Annotated in this window: 17 protein-coding genes; 9 read left to right on the forward strand and 8 right to left on the reverse strand. The window is 34.8% G+C overall.

Annotated elements, in window-relative coordinates:
* Positions 1-94: 94 nt before the first annotated feature.
* The 3 genes from trhO to OYT91_RS13410 all read right to left on the reverse strand — a co-directional run bounded on the left by trhO (position 95) and on the right by OYT91_RS13410 (position 4349).
* Positions 95-1462, reverse strand: a complete 1368-nt coding sequence (trhO, locus tag OYT91_RS13400) for an oxygen-dependent tRNA uridine(34) hydroxylase TrhO (RefSeq protein ID WP_281238364.1) — start codon at positions 1460-1462, stop codon at positions 95-97.
* A gap of 207 nt (positions 1463-1669) precedes the next feature.
* Positions 1670-3355 (reverse strand): SulP family inorganic anion transporter, encoded by a 1686-nt coding sequence (locus tag OYT91_RS13405; protein ID WP_281238365.1) that lies wholly within the window; start codon positions 3353-3355, stop codon positions 1670-1672.
* A 22-nt stretch (positions 3356-3377) separates the two neighbouring features.
* The gene (locus tag OYT91_RS13410) at positions 3378-4349 is read right to left on the reverse strand and encodes a polyphosphate kinase 2 family protein (RefSeq protein ID WP_281238366.1); all 972 of its coding nucleotides are present in this window, start codon (positions 4347-4349) and stop codon (positions 3378-3380) included.
* Positions 4350-4634: 285 nt separating this feature from the next.
* Here OYT91_RS13410 and OYT91_RS13415 point away from each other — a divergent pair, with 285 nt between their 5' ends.
* From OYT91_RS13415 to OYT91_RS13425, 3 genes are read left to right on the forward strand one after another with little or no spacing between them, the layout of a single operon-like run.
* A complete protein-coding gene (locus OYT91_RS13415) occupies positions 4635-5774 on the forward strand; it encodes an efflux RND transporter periplasmic adaptor subunit (protein WP_281238367.1) in 1140 nt (379 codons plus the stop codon).
* Between the two features lie 2 nt (positions 5775-5776).
* Positions 5777-8935 (forward strand): efflux RND transporter permease subunit, encoded by a 3159-nt coding sequence (locus tag OYT91_RS13420; protein ID WP_269224377.1) that lies wholly within the window; start codon positions 5777-5779, stop codon positions 8933-8935.
* Positions 8925-10289, forward strand: a complete 1365-nt coding sequence (locus OYT91_RS13425) for a TolC family protein (RefSeq protein WP_281238368.1) — start codon at positions 8925-8927, stop codon at positions 10287-10289. The genes OYT91_RS13420 and OYT91_RS13425 overlap by 11 nt, the downstream gene beginning before the upstream one ends.
* A 126-nt stretch (positions 10290-10415) precedes the next feature.
* On the opposite strand, the gene OYT91_RS13430 is transcribed toward OYT91_RS13425, so the two are convergent.
* From OYT91_RS13430 to OYT91_RS13440, 3 genes are all read right to left on the reverse strand, one after another.
* A complete protein-coding gene (locus OYT91_RS13430) occupies positions 10416-10826 on the reverse strand; it encodes a BrxA/BrxB family bacilliredoxin (protein ID WP_269224375.1) in 411 nt (136 codons plus the stop codon).
* A 110-nt stretch (positions 10827-10936) separates the two neighbouring features.
* Positions 10937-12097, reverse strand: a complete 1161-nt coding sequence (locus OYT91_RS13435) for a lycopene cyclase family protein (RefSeq protein WP_281238369.1) — start codon at positions 12095-12097, stop codon at positions 10937-10939.
* A 29-nt stretch (positions 12098-12126) separates the two neighbouring features.
* Positions 12127-12882, reverse strand: a complete 756-nt coding sequence (locus OYT91_RS13440; protein ID WP_281238370.1) for a transporter — start codon at positions 12880-12882, stop codon at positions 12127-12129.
* A 93-nt stretch (positions 12883-12975) separates the two neighbouring features.
* Here OYT91_RS13440 and OYT91_RS13445 point away from each other — a divergent pair, with 93 nt between their 5' ends.
* From OYT91_RS13445 to recA, 3 genes are all read left to right on the forward strand, one after another.
* Positions 12976-14847, forward strand: a complete 1872-nt coding sequence (locus tag OYT91_RS13445) for an Nramp family divalent metal transporter (RefSeq protein ID WP_281238371.1) — start codon at positions 12976-12978, stop codon at positions 14845-14847.
* 52 nt (positions 14848-14899) lie between these two features.
* Positions 14900-15553 (forward strand): metal-dependent transcriptional regulator, encoded by a 654-nt coding sequence (locus tag OYT91_RS13450; protein ID WP_281238372.1) that lies wholly within the window; start codon positions 14900-14902, stop codon positions 15551-15553.
* A gap of 474 nt (positions 15554-16027) precedes the next feature.
* A complete protein-coding gene (gene recA / locus OYT91_RS13455) occupies positions 16028-17047 on the forward strand; it encodes a recombinase RecA (RefSeq protein ID WP_269224372.1) in 1020 nt (339 codons plus the stop codon).
* A gap of 32 nt (positions 17048-17079) precedes the next feature.
* Here recA and OYT91_RS13460 read toward each other — a convergent pair whose 3' ends face one another.
* Positions 17080-17844 carry a lysophospholipid acyltransferase family protein gene (locus OYT91_RS13460; protein ID WP_269224371.1) on the reverse strand — a complete coding sequence of 255 codons (765 nt, stop codon included), beginning with the start codon at positions 17842-17844 and terminating at the stop codon, positions 17080-17082.
* A gap of 231 nt (positions 17845-18075) precedes the next feature.
* Between OYT91_RS13460 and trpS the strand changes: the two genes are divergently transcribed.
* Positions 18076-19050 (forward strand): tryptophan--tRNA ligase, encoded by a 975-nt coding sequence (gene trpS / locus OYT91_RS13465; RefSeq protein ID WP_281238373.1) that lies wholly within the window; start codon positions 18076-18078, stop codon positions 19048-19050.
* A 93-nt stretch (positions 19051-19143) separates the two neighbouring features.
* Here the strand turns inward: trpS and OYT91_RS13470 are convergent, their stop codons facing one another.
* Positions 19144-19617: an Lrp/AsnC family transcriptional regulator gene (locus tag OYT91_RS13470; RefSeq protein WP_281238374.1), complete on the reverse strand. Its 474-nt coding sequence runs from the start codon at positions 19615-19617 to the stop codon at positions 19144-19146.
* A gap of 189 nt (positions 19618-19806) precedes the next feature.
* Between OYT91_RS13470 and OYT91_RS13475 the strand changes: the two genes are divergently transcribed.
* A complete protein-coding gene (locus OYT91_RS13475; protein WP_281238375.1) occupies positions 19807-20616 on the forward strand; it encodes a DUF1338 domain-containing protein in 810 nt (269 codons plus the stop codon).
* 327 nt (positions 20617-20943) lie between these two features.
* Entirely contained in the window at positions 20944-22839 is a 1896-nt protein-coding gene (serA, locus tag OYT91_RS13480) for a phosphoglycerate dehydrogenase (protein WP_281238376.1), read from the forward strand.
* Positions 22840-23074 lie beyond the last annotated feature (235 nt).

Here is a 23074-nt window from a genome sequence, read left to right on the forward strand (position 1 = left end):
AAAGTTTTAAACTTTGACAAAGGTGATGGGTGAATGTAAACCTTTGTCAAAGTTCCAAACTTTGACAAAGGTGAAAGGTGAATGTTTGGAAGAACTATCCAATTATTTTATACAATTTGTCAGACAGCCTAATTCTAAACGGCACTTTGAAAGTACAAGTGTCTCCTGCAACAGCTTTTGCGGAAGCAATTTCATTGACAAACATTTCTTCAATAACCAATTGTTGCTCACCAGTTGTTGACCCTTTAATTAGGATTTTGTCGCCAATATTGATTTCGTTTTCTTCAATCAAAAACTGGGCAATACTCGGTTTTGGGAAAAAGTGCGTTCCTTTTCCAATGTATTGTTTTTTGATCTTTGGTTCTTTTTTAACAACCGTTTTTGATTTTACTAAATCGCTAAGGTTAGGAACATTTGCCAAAAGATCTTGATTGTTCTTGAACGTCAAGACCTCTGATTTTCCTTTTTTGAAGATTTTATTTCCGTTTTTAATCCCTCTTCGAATGGCTTTTTGTTCTTCTTCCGGAAGATGAATAACCGTTACACATTCGGTTGAGCAGCAGCCTTCCATTTTTTCTTTGCAAGAATCGCACTGGATGAAAAGCAAATGACAACCTTCGTTGGCGCAATTGGTATGTACGTCACAAGGTTCGCCACATTGATGGCATTGCGAAACGATATCGTCTGTAATTCTTTCGCCCAAGCGATGGTCAAATACAAAGTTTTTACCAATGAATTTACTTTCCAGTCCTTCGGCTTTAACCTGACGGGTGTATTCAATAATTCCACCTTCGAGTTGATACACATTTTCAAAACCTTTGTGTTTGAAGTAAGCGCTGGCTTTTTCGCAACGAATTCCGCCCGTGCAATACATCAACAGTTTTTTGTCTTGTTTGTGTTCGGCTAATTGCTCTTCGATAATTGGTAAGCTTTCGCGAAAGGTATCCACATCAGGTCTGATGGCTTTGGTAAAATGACCAATTTCCGATTCGTAATGGTTGCGCATATCAACCAAAATCGTGTTCGGATCTTCGAGTAATTCATTGAATTCCTTTGCTTTTAGGTGAATTCCGATATTGGTGACGTCGAAAGTATCATCTTCTAGTCCATCGGCAACAATTTTGTCGCGGACTTTTACGGTGAGTTTCAAAAAGGAATGGTCGTCATGCTCAACGGCAATGTTCAAACGGATTCCCTTCATGAAATCATATTGTTCAATAGTATTTTTGAATTCGTAAAAATGATCTGCCGGAAGTGATAATTGGGCATTGATTCCTTCATGGGCAACATAAATTCTTCCTAAAACCTCAAGCGGGTTCCAAGCCAGAAATAATTCGTTACGAAATTGTGTTGGATTTTGAATTTGCGCGTAGGCATAAAAAGACAATGTGAGACGTTGCTTTCCGGCATCGTCAATCATAGTGGCTCTTTCCTCTGCGCTTAAAGTGTTGTACAGTTGCATGCTATAAACTAATTTAAGTTGAGAAAATATAAGATGATTTTAATTTACGGTTCCAATTATTTGGGAAATGCGTATTTGAAATCGGGCGCAAAATTAGTGAACTTTTGGGATTTTAGGATGCTAATTAGCGGAATATTGTGATTTGGCTAGTATCGAATGAGAATGTGTTTCAAAAATTACCCAACGGACATTACGGATCAAACAGATTTAGGACGATTTTTTATCATTGATTCTAATTGCCTCAACCACTAAATCATCTACCGAAACCGAACGACTAATATGCCCCAGTAGCACTTCAAGTCCTTCGGCCCGACAGGTATCGCGAACTTCGGAACGGGCTTCGGCAATTTTTAAGTATATGTTTTTGGCTTTCAAATCGATAAAAAGCTGTTTCAAAAAACGAGCTCCCGCAATATCTATGCGAGGTGATGAATTAAGATCTAAGATTATCGTTTTTAAGGTGTCTGATTCGCTATTAATTTTCAGCCATAACTGTTCTTTTATAAATTCGCAATTAAAATACAAAATCGCCGATTCAATTCGAACAATTAATACGCCTTCAATTTGTTCATTATCAGGATGTCTGGAAATATCAGTATAGCGTTTAGTACCAGGAATTCTACCCAAGAAAGCGACTGTTGGTTTTGAGGTTGCCTTTATCATTAACAGCAAGGTCACGATGGCTGCCAATAAAACACCAGTAAGAATTCCCCAAATAAGAACTCCAACAAATGCAATCATGGCAACATAAAATTCCTGTTTGTTGATTTTATAAAGATGTTTTATTTCTACAACGTCAAAAAGTCCTCTAATGGCTACTAAGACAATAGCGGCCAAAACTACTGTGGGCAAATTTTGAAGAAATCCGGTAAAAAAGAGTAGGCAAATCGCTATGGTTGCTGACGCAAATATTAAAGACAAAGGTGTTTTGGCTCCAGCTGTATCGTTTACAGCAGATTGGGACAAACCTCCTGCCACTGGATATCCTTGACCGAACGCTACAGCAGCATTGGCGATTCCGAGTGCGAGTAATTCTTGACGCGGGTCAATGGTGTATTTGTTTTTTTGTGCCAATGTTCTACCGGCCGAAACGCTTTCGATATACGATAATAAAAAACAAGCCAATGCTAAGGGAAGAACGCCGTCTACGTCTCGAATTTGTAATGAAGGTATATGAAATTCTGGCAAACCAGATGGTATAACTCCAACAGTTTTGAAACCTAGCATACCAAGCGTTGTTGTCGATAGGAGTATAATCGAAAAGACTACAATAATAATGGCTATGGGTCGACCAGGTGCTTTTTTTTCGCCAAAAATTAAAATGAAAATAGTGAGTATACCAAATATAAATACGGCAGTTTTGGTGTCTGGTAACTGTTGAATAAGAGAACTAATGCGATCCAAAAAATTTTCACCTCCACCTTTAATACCAAATAATTTGGGCAATTGAGTTAAACCAATAGTCAACGCAGCTCCAGCTTTAAAACCAACCAAAACGGTTTCACTGATAAAATTGATAATACCGCTCAGCCGCAAGATATAGGCCACTATCGCCATTCCTGCAAAAACAAGAGCAGTTAGAGAAGCTATATCGGCCCACCGCTGAATATCTCCGTGCGCCATATCTGCAATTGTTGTTCCAATTAATAATGAAATTGCTGATGTTGGGCCAATGGCTAATTGCTTACTGCTGCCCAATAAAGCATAAAACAAACCACCAATAAGATATCCATAGATTCCGTATTGAGGCGGTAAACCTGCAAGAGTTGCATATGCGAGCGAAACTGGAATTCCATACGCCGCTAAGGTGATTCCTGCTACAAAATCACTTTTTAAAGTTTTGGTATTGTATTCTTTTAGCCAGAGTACTGGAGGAAAAAAATTAGAGAGCATGGTTTGATTTAAATAAAATGCATTAGTCTTTCTCGTCCAGTAATGTTTGTTTGATTGCTTTTAATTCGGCTCTTTTGGCATCATCCACTTTAGGATATTCCAATTCCATTTCATCCAATGCGTGAATAATTGCAGAAGCTATAGCGATTCGGGCATAGGATTTGTTATCAGCGGGAATAACATACCAAGGCGATTTTTTGGTCGAAGTATTTTTGATTAGTTCCTCATAAGCAAACATATAATCATCCCAATAACCTCTCTCTTTGGCGTCTGCAGCACTAAATTTCCAGTTTTTATCCGGATCGTCTACACGTTCTATAAAACGTTCTTTTTGTTCATTTTTAGAGACATTGAGAAAAAATTTGAGAACAATAGTGCCGTTTCTGGATAAGTATTTTTCGAAGTTGCGAATGTCCTGAAAACGTTCTTCCCAGATGTCTTCGGTAACTAATTTTTCAGGAAGTTTTTGGCCTTTCAAAATTTGTTCGTGAACTCGTACTACCAATACTTCTTCATAATAAGAGCGATTAAAAATTCCGATTCGACCTCTTTCTGGCAAATGCTTTTGACAGCGCCACAAAAAATCATGATCTAATTCCTCTGAACTCGGTGCTTTGAACGAGGAAACTTGACATCCTTGTGGGTTTACTCCAGACATAACATGTTTGATAGCACCATCTTTACCAGCGGCATCCATTGCTTGAAAAATGAGTAATAATGACCATTTGTCTTGAGCATATAATACATCCTGCATAGCAGCCAAAGCTTCAACACCCATTTGCAAAGTTTGATTCACCAATGGTTTTCCTTCTTCGCCCAAATTAAAACTCGCTTTTGTTTCGTAATCATTGAGTTTGAAATTCTCACCATCACCAACCCAATATTGCTTAGAGAATGTTTTTGCTCTTTGAACTAGCTCTTTTTTGCTTAGATTATTTAAGTTTATTAGTTTATCCTCAAAGTTATTAGATTCTTTTTTGCTTGATTTTGACATATTTACAAATTTAATTTTTATTAAAATCTGATTTCATTTAAAAAATTAGAGCAATACGATGTTGAAAATTGAATAATCGAATCCACTAATTTAATAAAAAAAAAGTAACAAGAATTGAACTTAACGAGAATAATTAAAGTATTCGTAACTTTTACGTAATCTGACGGTTAATTATATTTTATTTTAATAATATTGATGTTTTATTGAGTATTTTTTTTGTAATTTGATTAGTAGTCTTAATAAAAATCAATATTTTTGTTAGTATTAATTTTAATAAAACAATGTATGAATGCGCTAAAAAATAGTAAACTATTGTTTTTTGTTATAGCTTTTTCGGCTTTTTGTTCTTCGTGTAAAAAAGAAGAAAAGCAAGCACCCCCACCAATTCCGGCACCTTTTATTACCGTAGTAGCTAGAGATGTTCCCATTTATAAGGAATTTGCGGCTCAAACTTTTGGAGATTTAGACATTGTTTTAACAGCAAGAGTGGATGGGATTTTGACAGGCATTCATTTCAAAGAAGGACAACGCGTTCGAAAAGGACAATTGCTTTACACCATTGATCCATTAGAATATGAAACAAAAGTGGAGCAAGTAAAAGGGCAAGTGGCTACATCGCAAAGCAATCTTGTCAATGCTGAGGAAGAACTCAAAAGAATTCGCCCTTTGGCAGATATGAATGCGGTTAGTAAAAGAGAATTAGATGCCGCTGTTGCAAAAGCCAAAGCTGCACGATCTAATTATGAAAGTACTCAAGCAGCCTTACGAAATCAAGAATTAGAAAGAAGCTATTGCAATATAGTTTCTCCAATCGATGGTATAATTGGAATAAGCCATGCCCGAGTAGGAGATTATATTTCGAGAATGGGAAGTTCATCTAAGCTAAATACCGTTTCAAAATTAGAAAAAGTGAGAGTTCGCTTTACAATTAGCGAAGCGGAGTTTTTAGAGTATCGAAAAAAGAAAAGCCTTACATCTGACAATCAATCTAATGATATTGAGCTTTTATTATCAGACGGAAGCGTTCATCCTTACAAAGGAGTTTTAAACTTTGCTGACGCCAAAATAGATCCTACAACGGGAACCATGACTATTGAAACGACTTTCCCCAATCCAGAAAACAATTTGCGCTCAGGACAATTTTCGAAAGTGAGAGCTTTGATTCAAAATCAAAAAGGAGCTATCGCTATTCCTCAAAAAGCGGTTACCGAATTGCAAGGGATTTTTCAAGTATTAATCATTGATAACGAGAATAAAATTCAAGTTCGTATTGTTGAAGTGGGATCCAAAGTTGGACAAGATTGGGTAATTACAAAAGGACTAAACGTTGGAGATAAAGTAGCCATTGTAGGCAGTTTATTTATTCAACCCGGATCAGTTGTTATGCCAGTTCCATATGCATCAGAAGATAAAAAAACAAAATAGTTATGGATAATTTTTTTGTAAGAAGACCCATCGTTGCAATTGTATTATCCATTTTTATGGTTATAATTGGAGGATTATCCATACTCTCCACACCAATTGCTCAGTATCCAGAAATTGCGCCTCCAGTAGTACAAATTCAGACCAGTTATAGAGGTGCAAATGCTTTAAATGTAGAACAAGCAGTTGCTACTCCCATCGAACAAAAAGTAAATGGAGTAGAGAACATGTTGTATATGCAATCCACCAATACGGGAGACGGAAGCATGTCATTATCGGTTACTTTTGATATGGGAACCGATTTGGACAATGCGACAATGCTAACCCAAAACCGCGTGGCATCAGCAACCTCAACACTACCCGTTGATGTGAAAAACACAGGGGTTACGACCAAGAAGTCTTTGTCGATGCCGCTACTTTTGTTCTCTGTATATTCCCCAAACAACACTTATGATTCTGATTTTTTAACCAACTACGCCAACATCAATATGGTTGACGCCCTATCAAGAATCAAAGGAGTTGGTGAAGTAGTGATTTTTGGTGGAAGTAATTATGCCATGCGAATTTGGGTAAAACCCGACATTTTGGCCAAATATAAGTTGACCATTCCTGACATTATGAATGCAATCAAGGAGCAAAACTCGATTGCTCCCGGAGGAAAATTTGGTGCGCCTCCAGCCAATGAGGGCAACGAATTTACTTATAATGTTACCTTAAAAGACCGATTAATTGATATAGCCGATTTTGAAAACATCATTTTGAAATCAAATATTGACAATCAACAAGTACGATTAAAAGACGTAGCCACAGTAGCATTAGGAACAGAAAGTTATGCTTCAAAAGGAGGTTTAAATGGAAAACCAGCAGGAACTATCGGTGTAAAACAAATGCCCGGATCCAATGCATTAGAAGTAGCTGCCGAGTCTAAACGTGTAATGGAAGAATTGAGTAAAAAGTTTCCACAAGACCTAAAATACGCTACCTCTTTAGACACCACTTTGGCAATCACCGAAGGGATAAATGAAATTATGCATACCCTTTTAGAAGCTATTATTTTAGTAATCATAGTGGTTTTTATCTTCTTACAAAATTGGAGAGCTACAATTATTCCTTTGCTTACCGTACCTGTTTCCTTAATTGGAGTTTTTATGCTGTTCCCGCTTTTAGGTTTTTCGGTCAACGTATTGTCATTGTTAGGATTGGTATTAGCAATCGGGATTGTGGTCGATGATGCTATTGTCGTGGTCGAAGCTGTAATGCATCATATTGAACACGGATTATCGCCACGAGAAGCTACCAATCGTGCCATGAAAGAAGTTTCTGGACCAGTTGTCGCTATTGCTGTAGTTTTAACAGCTGTTTTTATTCCAGTTGCTATGACACCAGGAATTACAGGCCGTTTGTACCAACAATTTGCAATCACGATAGCCATATCTGTAGTGTTTTCAGCCATAAGTGCACTAACGCTAAGTCCAGCTTTGTGTTCAATTTTATTAAAACCCAATCAAGAAGCGAAAGGCTGGTTAGGACGTTTTTTTAAGTCATTCAATAAAAAATTTGATGCTTTTACAGGCAAATACACTGGTTTTACAGGTTTTTTAATTAAGAAAACCGTTCGAAGTTTTATTTTCATAGGCATAATTGTGGGAGCCATTATAGTACTTGGCAGCAAAATTCCTGGAGGATTTGTGCCTGAAGAAGATCAAGGATACATGTTTGTCAATGTAGAATTACCTGGAGCTTCTTCATTGCATCGTACAGAGTTGGTTTGTAAAAAAATTGAAGCCATTTTGGGAAAAACAGAAGGAATTGAATATTACACAACAGTATCAGGATATAGTTTGTTGAAAAACTCAATGGCTACCAATAATGGTTTTTTCTTTATTTCACTAAAAGAATGGAAAGAACGTAAGCAAGATGTATTTCAAATTATAAAAGAACTAAACGGAAAATTGGTTTATGCCGTTCCAGAAGCAACGGTTTTTGCTTTTGGACCACCGCCAATTTCTGGAATTGGAAATGCTGCAGGGTTCACTATAATGCTACAAGATAAAGGAGGGAAATCACCTCAATATTTATTTGAAAATGCCCAACGATTTATGGCTGAAGCCAGGAAACATCCCGAAATTGGAAGTGTCCGAACGACTTTTAACCCCAATGTTCCCCAAATTAGTTTGGATATTGATCGCGAAAAAGTAACCGAGCTGAATCTGTCCCTCTCCGATGTAAATTTAGCCATTGGAGCCAGTTTGGGAGGACAGTATGTAAACGAGTTCAATAGATTTGGGCGGCAATATATAGTTTTGATTCAGGCCGCTCCTAGTTTTACTTTAAATCCTGAAGACATCAATAAAATTTTTGTTCGAAATAGAGACAATATCATGATTCCTATTTCAAGTATTGCCACTATAAAAAAAGAAAGCGGTCCTGAGTTTACTACTCGGTTCAATTTGTATCGTGCCGCCGAAATTGGTGGTACACCCGCCGAAGGATACACTTCTGCCGAAGCACGTCAAGCGTTGCAAGAAACTGCCGAAAAAGTGCTACCTGCGGATATGGGATACGAATGGTCTGCCATGAGTTATCAAGAAAAACAAGCCGAAGGGAAAGGAGCAACTGTTTTTATCATGGCTATTTTGTTTGTTTTCTTGATATTGGCTGCCCAATACGAAAGTTGGAAACTACCTTTTAGTGTACTTTTAGGAACACCTTTTGCTGTTTTTGGAGCTTTTTTAGGACTGTATTTATGTAAATTGTTTAGTCCCGATTATGTAAATAATGTTTTTGCCCAAATTGGGTTAGTAATGCTCATCGGATTGGCGGCAAAAAATGCCATTCTTATCGTCGAATTTGCTAAGGCTGAATACGAAAAAGGAGTGCCGCTGGTTGAGGCAGCACTAACAGCTGCAAAGTTGAGATTCCGACCTATTTTGATGACTGCATTTGCATTCATTCTTGGTGTTGTTCCTTTATTAACCGCTTCTGGAGCAGGAGCTCAAGCTCGAAAGGTAATGGGAATGACTGTTTTTAGCGGAATGCTCGTAGCTACTATCCTAGGGGTTTGTTTTATTCCCGTTCTATTTGTGTTCATTGAAGGTATTGGAAAAAAGAAAACTACCGAACAAAGTGTCGAATCTACTAAATCTATTAGCCATGAGGAATAAATTTAAAATTGGATTACTTCTGGTAACACTATCCTTTATACCAGTTAGTTGTTTGGTAGGACCAAAATATAAAGGACCCGAATTGCAGGAAGCCCGTCAATATCGATTTACTCAAAATGCAGATACTACGGCATCCATTTTGAATGTAAAATGGTTTGATATCTTTAATGATGAAACCCTTAAAAACCTTATAAACAAAGGTATTCAGAACAATTATGATTTGAAAATTGCTATTTCGCGTTTGGATCAAGCCAAAGCTAATTTAGGATTTACCAAAGCCAATGTTTTGCCAAGTTTTCAATATTCAGGAGGAGTAAATACAGCAGAAACATTTTTTCAGCCTTCATCTTTGGTTGCTAATATGTCTTGGGAAATTGATTTTTGGGGTAAATTAAGACATGAGAACAAAGCCGTTCAAAATGAACTTCTAGCAACTGATGAGGCTAGGAAAACCGTTTTGGCAGGATTAGTAAGTGATATTGCAACTGCATATTTTCAGTTGCGCGATTTAGATAATCAATTAGAAATCACCAAACAAACACTAAAAACACGTCAGGATTCTTATGTGATCATAACTGATCGTTTCAAAAGCGGATATACTTCGGAATTGGACAAAGTTCAAATTGAACAACAAGTAGCTATTGCAGAGGCAGCCATTCCTAATATCAAAAGACAAATCACTGTTTTAGAAAATACCATTTCGATTTTGATAGGAGAAGTTCCCGGCCCGATAGAACGAGGAAAAGCCAACAAAGACCAGTTAATGGTAACCGATTTGCCAACCGCTATTCCGTCTTCATTGTTACAAAACAGACCCGATGTAAAAAGGGCTGAATTGCAATATATTGCGGCACATGAGCGCATAGGAGTGGCTCAAGCGATGCGTTTGCCTTCGTTTAACATAGCTGCTGTTGCAGGATTTGCAAGTGCAAAAGTGAGTGATTTATTTTTAGATGGTTCTTATAACCAAAATGCTTCAGCTGGAGTGGTTGGACCAATTTTTCAATTTGGTAAAAATACAAGAAGAGTAGAAATCAACAGACAAATTGCGGAGCAATCTAAACTAAATTATCAAAAAACGTATTTGGTAGCCATTGCAGAAGTTGAAAATGCCATTCAAAATGTTGCAACCTACAAAGAAGAATACGAAGCAAGAAGCCGACAAGTAGCAGCTGCAAAAAAGAATTACGAATTATCGTATGCCAGATATTATAATGGCTATGTTTCTTACTTAGAGGTATTAGATGTTCAACGTTCTTTATTTGATGCTGAAATAAATTTATCACAATTATCACAACGTCAGTTAGCGGCAATGGTACAATTGTATAAAGCACTTGGTGGGGGTTGGAACTAATACGGATTAGAAAAATGAAAATGCCGCAAATTCTATTATGAAATTTGCGGCATTTTGTATTAGTATAAAAATAAGAATACTGTTTTTGGAACAAAACGGTTTCTTAAACTACTGCATTCATGCTAATTAGCAATACTCGTTGAAAGCATCTTTTAAGTTTTCTGCAATTGTTTCTGCTGGACGCCCTTCTATATGATGACGCTCTAGCATATGAACCAATTCACCATCTTTAAACAAAGCTATACTTGGAGATGAAGGAGGAAATGGGAACATAAATCCTCTTGCTGTTTCTACAGCTTCACGATCTACTCCTGCAAAAACAGTTACAAGTTTTGAAGGTTTTTTATCATTATCCAAGCTCATAACAACTCCTGGACGTGCATTTCTTGCAGCACAACCACAAACAGAGTTGACTACTACAAATGTTGTGCCTTCTGACTTAATAGCGCTTTCTACTGCGTCTGAAGTATGTAATTCTTGAAAACCAGCAACAGTTAATTCTGCTTTCATCGGTTTTACCATTTCTTCTGGATACATATTATTTTTGTTTTAAGATTGTAGTTTTAATATTTTAGTACAAATATAAAGAGATTTATAATTTCAGGAATGTTTCTTGTATAAAGTTTTGTTATAGTTTGATTGTTATTTTATGTGTTAAAAATAACTCGAAATAATGCATTTATAAAAATGCGTTTTGGGCAACTCAATATGACATGTAAGTCTTCTAAAAACGAGGTTTCCTCATCCAAAAATTTAAAAATTAATTTGGAATCCCCTTTTTGAAATAAAGAAGAAAAAATAGTAGAACCCAATTCATTGTGTTTGTCTAAAATATCCAGCAATAACAAATCATAATACCAGAATTTTGTTTTATTATAAAAAGCTTTCAATTCTTTTCCTGATTGAAGAAATGCTACTAATTCCGTTGTTTTTTTATCTGAATTTTTAAAAGTATATCCCGTGCTTGCTTTTGTCCAACCACCAGCAGTTCCAATATTCAGAACCCTTTTGGTGTTTTTTTTCCAAAAAGGAAAACTAGTCATTGGAATACTGCCTTGTTCTTTTTCGATAATTATATAATTTTCAATACCTAATTTATCGAGATAATTCTGAATTTCATTTTCATATTCTTCCTTTGAAAGTAAATCTTTTGAAAACAAAGTATATTCCACCAAAGCTTCGGTTTTTGTATTTGGCAACACATACATAAATCGAGTATTCCCTTTTTGCGCTACCGAAAAATCCATGAAAGTTGCTTGTTTTGGATTGAAAATTTCTTTTTCTGTTTTAATAAACCACCCTATAAAATGTTGTTGCAAAACAGGATATCTATTTTGTGCTTCAACAAGGTTTTTTGTATAAATACTGTTGAATAAGGAATCAGAAGTGAAATTATTGAATTCTGTTCGTACAAAAACGTGAGTTTCCAACTCATTAATATCAATAACTTTCTCATTCAAAAAAGTTATATTATTTTGTTTTAGAAGCAAATCCAAAACGAAATTATAAAAATCCAATCCTAGAATTTGATTGTATTGATAAGGTTTTAATATCAAATTACGCTTAAAATTTTCATCTGCAAACAATGCCGAATCCCACTTTTTAGCTATTATTGAATTCCAATAACTATCTTTTTTATCCCAAAAACACCAAGTTCTATCATTGTTTTTTTTTGAATCAGAATCTAAAAGTAAGATGGTTTTGTTTTCGAATTTCTGGGATAAAACCATTTTATAAACTGTCATCAAAGCGGCCAAACCAGCACCGGCAAAAATGTAATCGAAATGTTTGATTTGAGGTGAATTCATCTTCAAAAATAATCAATTTAGAATATAATTTAGATTTTGAATCGAAAAGAGTATCCGAGTGCAATATAAAAGTCCGGCGAATCTTTAGAAAAACCAATCCCCCCTGATACGTCAAATTGGTGATTTGGAGTTATCAAATAGGTTAAACCAGCATCAAAACGATGGTCTGGTTTTTCAAATTGAACTAAAAATCCATAGAGTTCAAGATACGCTCCCATTTTATCTGTAAAAGAATAACCAGTTGTTAAGGTGTAAATATAAGTTGGATTATTGGACAGACCGTTCCATTCGGCTCCAAGATTATAACTGAGTGATTGTTTCTCGTTAATAGTATGCTGCATGGTAAAACGGAATTCAGGATAGTAATTGTTTACCTTATAATCAGATGAAGCTGCTTTTGGAATCCCTAAATGACCAATTAAAGAAGTGTTTGGAATAATTCCATTCTCCTTCAAAAGTCTTGTTTTGAAACCAATCAAAATGGGATTTATTCCTGAATATTTGTTTGAATATTCATTAGTATTGACAAATTCTGTTATTAATCGCAACTCAAAAAAATCATTTACCCCAAATCTCGTTAAAAAAGATTGTGCAATTATTTCACTGGTATCATCATGTCCTTTTTCATAAGAAAAACCACTTTCAATCTGAAAATAATGTTTTGGCGTTATAAATGGACATTCTGTTTGATCCGGTCGGTCAGTTTGAATTGAAGTCATATCCTGAGTGTATGAAGGATTGACAAACAGTATAAAAAACGCGAAAAATAGAATATTAGTTTTCATTTAGTCGGATATTACATTTATTTTTAGACAAAACTAAAAATAAATTAATTAATATAAAACAAATGTATACATTTGCTTTTTAAACTATTAAAAATGAGCAAATCTCTAGAAGAAGTAAACCAATCGGTGTCAACTCAAAATAAAAAAACTGTTTTCAAAAAAATACTGGCCTTTTTCGGGCCTGCTTATCTGGTAAGTGTGGGGTATATGGATCCAGGAAATTGGGCTACAGATATAGCAGGTGGAAGTCAGTTTGGGTATGCCTTATTGTGGGTTTTGTTAATGAGTAATTTAATGGCGTTGCTTTTACAAAGTTTAAGTGCTCGTTTAGGAATCGTTACCCAGCGTGATTTGGCGCAAGCCTCCCGAGAAACGTATTCTAAATTTATTAATTACATTCTTTATATTCTTGCAGAAATAGCTATTGCCGCTTGTGATCTAGCAGAAGTTTTAGGAATGGCCATCGGGATCAATTTACTATTTAATATTCCGTTAATAGATGCTGTTATTATAACGGTACTGGATACTTTTTTATTGCTTTTTTTAATTAATAAAGGTATTCGAAAAATGGAAGCCTTTATCATTGTTTTGGTGTTAATAATTGGACTTTCATTCGTATTCGAAATGTTTTTTGCCCAACCAGAGATGGGGAAAGTTCTTTATGGTTTAATTCCTTCGATACCAAATGAACAAGCGCTTTACATCGCTATTGGAATTATTGGTGCTACGGTAATGCCCCACAATTTGTACCTACATTCCTCATTAGTACAAACTCGAAAATTTAGCCGAAGCGATGTTGGTATCAAACAAGCCTTAAAATACAATTTTATCGATTCGGCAATTGCTTTAAATTTAGCTTTTTTTGTAAATGCTGCGATTTTGATATTGGCTGCTGCCACATTTTACAAAAACGGAATGCATGAAGTAGCCGAAATTCAAGATGCGTACCGTTTTCTACAACCTTTACTGGGTACCAAATGGGCTTCAATATTGTTTGCAGTAGCTTTGATTGCAGCAGGACAAAGTTCAACCGTAACAGGCACACTAGCGGGACAAATTGTTATGGAAGGGTATTTAAATCTTAGAATACAGCCTTGGGTAAGACGCATTATAACACGCTTGATTGCGATCGTTCCAGCTGTAGTTATTATTTTAATTTATGGAGAAAGTGTTACTGGAAAATTATTGGTTCTTAGTCAAGTTGTATTGAGTTTACAATTGGGTTTTGCCATTATTCCATTGATTCATTTTGTCAGTGATAAATCCAAAATGAAAGGATATCACATTGGTAAAGTAACCCAAGTTGCTGCTTGGCTAATTGCGATTATCATCGTTTCGCTGAATGCTAAACTGGTATATTCAGAAATTCAAGGATGGTTGGAAACCTCTGAAAACCCAATAATTCTGTGGTTAACAGTTGTTCCTTTGGCACTTGGTTTTTTATTTTTGTTGCTTTATATTGTAATAAAACCATTCATTTCGAAAGCTAAGTTGAATATTGAGAACCATTCGCCACATGATATGAATTTAAAATTTACAGAAACTTCTGTTCATGATAACAAAAACATAGCAATTACAGTTGATTTTTCGTTTGCAGATGAAAATGCGATTAACTATGCTTTCAAAATGGGAGGAAAAGAGGCAAAATACACCTTAATTCACGTGGTAGAATCAGTTGGTGCTCTGATGTATGGCAAACAAATTGATGATCATGAAACAACAATTGACGAAACCTTATTACTCGAATATAAATTGATGTTCCGAGAAAAAGGATTTCATGTCAAAACTTTATTAGGGTTCGGAAAGCCCAATAAAGTAATTCCGAAATTAGTAAACAAAGGCGATTTTGATATTTTAATTATGGGAACTCACGGGCATACAGGCATGAAAGATTTACTTTTTGGCACAACCGTTGACCGCTTGAGACACAAGATAACCATACCTTTGTTGATTGTCAAAAATTAATTTCAATTGCCAATCTGAAATTTAAATTCTAAAATTTTCAATTACAATTCAAATGACTTTCTCAGAAGAAAACTATTTAAAATCCATATACCATCTTACCACTAGCGCCAATAGTGAGGTGAGTACCAATGCCATTGCGGAAATGATGGAAACCAAAGCTTCCTCAGTAACCGATATGTTGAAGAAATTGGCCGAAAAAGATTTAGTTCATTACAAAAAATACCAAGGCGTATCTCTCACAGTTAAGGGAAAACTTGCCGCCAAAATGATTGTTAGAAAACACCGATTATGGGAAGTATTCTTGGTAGATAAACTGGATTTCTCGTGGGATGAAGTACATGACATAGCAGAACAATTGGAACATATTAAATCTGAAAAGCTGATCAATAAACTGGATGATTTTTTAGGAAATCCAACCGAAGATCCACACGGCGATCCCATTCCAGATGCACATGGACGCATTGTAGCGATCGAAAAACAATTGTTATCGGAACTGCATATTAATCAAACTGGAATTTGTGTAGGAGTCAAAGACAATTCTTCCGATTTCTTGAAATACCTGGACAAACAACAAATTGGTTTGGGAACAAAAATTGAAATTCTAGCAAAGGAAACTTTTGATTTGTCTTTGAAAATAAAAATAAATGAAGCAGAAATGACCATTTCGAATAAAATTGCGAGTAATTTGTATGTAAAAGTACTTTAAGTTAAATTTTGAATACAACGAATTATTCAGATATTCAAAAAAATAACATACCCAATATTGTATAAAGTTCACTATCCTAAAAAGCGATATTTTTAAATTTTGAGTTATCGAAGATTAAAAAGTGTTAAAAAAGTTTCATTTTTATAAAAAAACGGGTTAGAATAGTAAAGAAAATACTTCTTTTTTATTTGTAACAAAACATTTTCAAAACCCTAATTGCAAAGACATCCTTTAGACAATTAAAAATGCAACAAACCTAAAATATTTTTTAGAAGAGACAACCAACTACTACGAAAATAAATGATATTCAGACAAAATGGGGACTCCCGATGAATGAAAAAAATACTTATTGATAATAAAAAAAACAACTTTTGCTACTTCAAAAAAAAGAAGTATTTTTACGAAAATTAAATTAAACCGATCCAATATTTTGAATAAAATAAAGGAAAACCAGAATAAACAAAAGAAATAGAGATGAAAGAAAAAAGCGGTTCAGAAAAAGAAGCTAAGTTAAAAGCATTACAACTTACACTTGACAAGTTAGATAAAACCTACGGAAAAGGAACTGTAATGAAAATGGGAGATAAAGCCATTGAAGAAGTAGAAACTATCTCTTCAGGGTCTTTAGGAATCGATTTGGCTTTGGGAGTTGGTGGTTATCCAAAAGGAAGAATTATAGAAATCTATGGACCAGAATCATCTGGTAAAACAACATTAACACTTCACGCAATTGCTGAAGCTCAAAAAGCAGGCGGAATAGCTGCTTTTATCGATGCGGAACATGCATTTGATAGAAATTATGCTGAAAAATTAGGCGTTGATATCGAAAACCTAATCATTTCACAACCGGATAATGGGGAACAAGCACTTGAAATTGCCGAAAACTTAATTCGCTCAGGAGCTATTGATATTGTGGTAATTGACTCGGTTGCTGCATTGACTCCAAAAAGTGAAATTGAAGGTGAAATGGGAGATTCCAAAATGGGATTACATGCTCGTTTGATGTCACAAGCCTTAAGAAAATTGACTGGAACAATTAGCAAAACAAACTGTACGGTTTTCTTCATTAACCAATTAAGAGAGAAAATTGGAGTAATGTTTGGAAATCCAGAAACAACTACTGGTGGTAATGCCTTGAAGTTTTATGCTTCAGTACGTTTAGATATTCGCCGTTCTACTCAAATTAAAGATGGTGAGAATGTATTGGGTAACCGAACTAAAGTAAAAGTGGTTAAAAACAAAGTAGCTCCACCGTTTAAAGTGGCCGAATTTGACATCATGTATGGTGAAGGAATTTCTAAAACAGGAGAAATACTAGATCTTGCAGTAGAATTTGAAATTATCAAAAAAGCGGGTTCTTGGTTCAGTTACGGTGAAACCAAACTGGGACAAGGTCGTGATGCTGTAAAATCATTGATCAAAGACAATCCAGAATTAGCAGATGAACTGGAAGTGAAAATTAAAAATCACATTAAAGAATTGGCTAACGCATAAAAACAGAAAAGACCGCAAATTGCGGTCTTTTTTTATTTATCTCGATTATCTAGTTTTTCAAATTCTACTAACTCATTGTAGATTATATTTCGAACTTTTTCTCGCACTTCTTTCCTTTCCAATGGTTCACCAGTTTCAGAAACGGTAGCTACAGTGGGTAAAATTTTAACCCGCATAATCCCTGGGCTACCACTATAAAACGTATACGACAACCTTTTTTTATTGTCTGGAAAAACAAGCGGAACTATTGGCAAATGATGTTCTACCGCCAAACGAAACGCTCCATCTTTGAAGGTGTCTAACAAAATAGACTCATCATGAGGCACTCCTCCTTCGGGAAAAATACAAATACTCAATCCACGGTCGATTCTTTTTTGAGCTTCATTGAATACTTCCATTCTACTCTTAGAACAACTTCTATCAACCAATATGCTAGTTCTCTTGTAGAAAAAACCAAATAACGGAATTTTAGCAAGCGACATTTTTCCAACAAAAACAAAAGGATTATCAACTACTGCAAGCATCAACATAATGTCTGACATAGAAGTATGATTGGCCACAAACATATAACTTTTGTTACGATCCAATTTTTGAATCTTCTCTACTTTATAATAAAAACCCATTCCAAACAAAACACATTTTGCCCAAATACGAGACATTTTAAAAAAATAAGGATAGCCGCTTTCCGTTAATATAGAAGCCACCAAAAAAGGCAACATAATTAGGATTGGTATGAGCATGACTACATAAAACCAAATCCGCCAAACGGCCCAAAATATCTTTTTTATACTTTTCATGTGTTGTTTGTAATAGTTATTTATTGGTCACATACAATTGCTTACTTGTTCCTACTGAAAATTATCAAGTATCTAGTTGCAAAATATAGATAATTGTAATCACCCATTTAAAAATATGCACATTTGATGGAGCCAAAAGTAAGGAAACTTGCGGAAAATTTAGCAAAAGAATTAACTTTGCAATAAAATATTATATTACCTTACAATCATACGAGATTTAAAAAACTAAAAATGGCAAAAATACTTACTGGCGTTCAAAGTACTGGAACACCGCATTTGGGAAACCTATTGGGCGCAATTATACCTGCAATCGCACTGTCGAATAAACCAGAAAACGAATCTTTCCTTTTTATAGCCGATTTACATTCAATTACACAAATAAAAAATGGTGAAACACTAAGAGCCAATACCTATAGTACTGCTGCTGCTTGGTTGGCCTGCGGTTTGGATATCGAAAAAGTAGTTTTCTACCGCCAATCAGATGTGGCACAAACTGCTGAGTTGTCTTGGTATTTGAGTTGTTTTTTCCCTTTTCAACGTTTGACGTTGGCACACTCGTTCAAAGACAAAGCGGATCGGTTGGAAGATGTTAATGCCGGTTTGTTTTCGTATCCAATGTTAATGGCAGCCGATATTTTGTTATACGATGCCGAATATGTTCCAGTTGGAAAAGATCAGTTGCAGCATTTGGAAATCACTCGCGATGTAGCTTCCCGTTTCAACCACCAAATGGGAGAAACTTTTGTGATTCCAGAAGCCAAAATCCAAGAAGACAGTATGCTGATTCCTGGAACTAATGGCGGAAAAATGAGTAAATCTGCTAATAATTTCATCAATATATTTTTGGATGATAAAGCTTTGCGCAAACAAATCATGAGCATTGAAACGGACAGCACACCCCTCGAAGCTCCTAAAAATCCGGATACTTGTAATTGTTTTGCTTTGTATAAATTATTGGCAGACGAAAGTCAAATCGAAGCGATGAGAGCCAATTATTTAGGCGGTAATTACGGATACGGTCACGCAAAACAAGCGTTGTTTGAATTGATCGTTGAAAAATTTAAAACCGAAAGAGAAAAATACAACTATTATATCAACAATCTTCCTGAAGTAGATGCTTTATTGAAAAAAGGAGCTGCAAAAGCAAGTACTGTTGCCACGGGTGTTTTGAATAGAGTTAGAGAGAAATTGGGATTTGAGGTATAATTGATCACTCACAAAAAGGTTTTTACTGCAAAGACACAAAGGCGAAAAGAGAAGTTTCTGACTATTTTTTGCGCCTTTGTGTCTTTTCGGTTTTTACTGTATCGGCAAGTTTTTCTCAAAAGCTGACCCAAAAGAAATAAAAGAATCCGTTCCTCCCACTCCTTCAATAATATGAATTTGTTCGTAGATTATTTTGCGTAGCTCTTCGTTATTTGCCGCTACAATTTTTATAAACAAAGCATATTTACCCGAAACCCAATGGCATTCCACAATCTCCGGAATCAGTTTTAATTGCTCGGCTATTGAATAGGCAAAACGCGCTTCTTTGGTAGCAATTCCAGTATAGGTAATGGTTTCAAAACCGTTGGCTTTGGCATTCAATTTTACTGAGAATCCAGCTATCACGCCCGATTCCTGCAATTTTTTTACCCGTAAATGCACCAACGAATTGGATACTTTTAATTCTTTGGCCAATTCAGAAAACGGAATTCTACCGTTCTCACTCAACTTTTTGATGATTTCTTGGTCTAAATAATCCGTATTTTCGTTGTTTTTGGTGTTTACCATGATTTAAATAATGGGTTGAAAACTATAACATTGACAATTCTAAAGCCGAAAACGCTTTTTAAAATGTCAAAATTACATAATTATTAATCAAAAATGTCTATTTATAAATAATCGAATTATAAATATGTTAGTTTAACATATTTACATCTAGTTTTGTGTCATTATTACAATATAAAAATACAGACAGAAATGGACAAAAATCAACTACTTTCGAAACTATGGGAGCAATATGCTGAAATAACCCCATCTGCAAAAAAAATACATGCTTTACTGGAAGAAAAAGGCGAAACGATTCAAAATGATCATATTGCAATCCGTACTTTTAATGACCCACGCGTTGATATTTCGGTTTTAGAAAAACCGTTTTTGGAAGTTGGTTACGAAGCGCGTGGAGAATATGTTTTCGAATCCAAAAAACTATATGCCAAACATTACGAACATACTTCAGATACCAATGCACCAAGAATTTTTATCTCCGAATTGGAGTTGGAAAAATGTTCTCCAGAACTACAGAAAACCGTAAAAACAATTTTGGACGATTGCGACCAAAAAGATTTTACTAATCCCGAACTAGTATTGAATGGTGTGATTTGGAAATCGAATTCACAAGCGATTTACAAAACGTTATTAGAAGAATCTGAATATGCGGCTTGGATGTACGTGTATGGATTCCGTGCCAATCACTTTACCATCAATGTCAACGCCTTAAAGCATTTTGAAAAACTGGAAGAATTAAACACTTTCTTGGAAGAAAAAGGGTGGAAATTAAATGCTTCTGGTGGGAAAATCAAAGGAACTCCTGAGCAATTATTAGAACAATCCAGCACTTTGGCTGATTTATGTACCATAAACTTCGAAGAAGGTTCATTTGAAATTCCATCTTGCTATTATGAATTTGCTTTGCGCTATGCATTGCCTGACGGGAATTTATACCAAGGTTTTGTCGCTTCCTCTGCCGATAAAATTTTTGAAAGTACCGATGTAAAATTGCAAAATTAAACATCCAAAAACAGCTCAATAACTTGTCAAATTCTTTGTTTTGCATGAAGAATAATGACAAGTTATTGTTTTTTTAAGAAATATCGCTCTATTAATAAGAAAACGCACAAAGCTTTATCAATTTTAAAATAAATAAAACAAAATTTAAAATTGATTTTTGGGGTTTAAATTTAAAATTACCCAACTAAAGAGATAATTTATAACAATAATCTCAATTCTCGTTAAACTGGCCAGTATTATACCAATATATTTTCACAAAACCAATAGAGAGGCTATCTTTGAAAAAAAATTGACAAATAATTTCTATTTGTGAAAAACAGTAAAAAAATGACAGAAAATCAGGAAACATTTATATTCGATTTTGACAGTACTTTTATGAAAGTCGAAGCGCTAGATGTATTATGTGAAGTAATTTATAAAGATAGTGCAGCAGGAGTTCAAATATTAAGTGAAATTCAACGATTAACCGACCTTGGGATGGAAGGTAAATTGTCCTTGAAAGAATCTTTGACTCAAAGAATCCAATTATTGCAGGCTAATAGAGATCACATAGGTGCAGTAATTGAAGAATTGAAAAAGAAAGTAACCGCATCGGTGATTCGAAATAGAACTTTTTTCAAACAACACTCCGATCATATTTATATCATTTCAAACGGTTTTAAGGAAATTATTATCCCAATTGTTCAAGAATATGGAATCAAACCAGAACATGTTTTGGCCAATACTTTCAAATTTGATCACGATGGAAATATTATTGGATTTGATGAAAAGGATGAATTGTGCGAAAACCAAGGAAAAGTAAAGAAGATAAAATCCTTAAACCTTAAGGGAGAAGCCATAATGATTGGTGATGGCTATACCGATTATGAAACTTTGGAAGGTGGCGCCGTTTCTCAATTTTTTGCTTTTACCGAAAATGTAAGTAGAAAAATTGTAATAGAAAAAGCCAGCCAAATAGCTCCGTCATTGGATGAAATTCTTTATGAACTTTCGTATAAAGCTTCAGTTTCCTATCCAAAAAACAGAATTAATGTTTTGTTATTGGAAAACATACACGAAGATGCAGTTAAAATTTTCGAACACGAAGGATACAATGTAGAAACACTTAAAGGCGCTTTGAATGAAGAAGAATTAATTGAAAAAATAAAAGGAGTTTCTATTCTTGGAATTCGTTCCAAAACCAATGTAACGGCCAAAGTTTTAGAACATGCTAAAAAATTACATGCTATTGGAACTTTTTGTATTGGTACCAATCAAGTAGATCTTAATGCTTGTAGCATGAAAGGGATTTCTGTTTTTAATGCACCTTATAGCAATACGCGCTCTGTTGTAGAATTAGCTTTGGGACAAATTATTATGTTAGTTCGTAATACTTTTGAAAAAAGCAAATTGATGCACGCTGGTGTTTGGGACAAATCGGCCACCAATAGTGTCGAAATTCGAGGCAAAAAGTTAGGATTAGTTGGGTACGGAAGTATTGGATCCCAACTTTCAATTATTGCAGAAGCGTTAGGAATGAAAGTCTATTTTTATGACGCTGTAGACAGATTGGCGCTTGGAAATGCTAAAAAATGTTCTTCTTTGAAAGAATTATTAGCACTTTCGGATGTGGTTTCTCTACACGTAGACGGACGTGCCAGCAATAAGAATCTAATTAATGCAGAAGCATTTGAATACATGAAACCTGGTGTTATCTTTTTGAACCTTTCTCGAGGTCATGTTGTAGATATTGAAGCTCTTAGTGCGAACCTAAAAAGTTGCAAAATTCATGGTGCAGCTGTAGATGTATTCCCTTATGAACCTAAAGACAATACGGAACCTTTTGTGTCTGAATTACAAGGAATGCCAAACGTAATTTTAACACCCCACATTGGAGGAAGCACGGAAGAAGCGCAAGAAGATATTGGACATTATGTGGCCAACAAAATTATTAATTACATCAATACTGGTACAACTTACGGAAGTGTCAATCTTCCCGAAATACAGCTTCCTGAACTTCAAAGTGCCCACAGAATCATGCACATTCATGAAAATGTGAAAGGTATATTGGCTCAAATCAACAATATTCTTTTAGAGTATGACAACAATATTTTGGGTCAATATCTTAAAACCAATGAAACTTTGGGTTATGTAATTACCGACATTGATAATTTCCATAACAAAGAATTGGAGAAAAAATTAAAAAAGATTCCTAATACGATTCGATATAGAATTCTTTATTAATGATTGTTGATTAATTCATTAGATAACAGCACTTTATTAAATAAAATTATAAACCATATAAGTCATATAAGTTTTTATTTAAATTTAAATTAAGTCGAATCAAAGTTCATTTAAGAAAAAATGTTTAATAACATTTTTAAATTATATGAACTTTTTTAACCACTAATTTTAGCAAAGTATCAAAAAGCTTATATGGCTTAAATTGTAAAATTAATTGCTGCTTATTTTTATAATA

Source organism: Flavobacterium praedii, assembly GCF_026810365.1.
Classification (GTDB): domain Bacteria; phylum Bacteroidota; class Bacteroidia; order Flavobacteriales; family Flavobacteriaceae; genus Flavobacterium; species Flavobacterium praedii.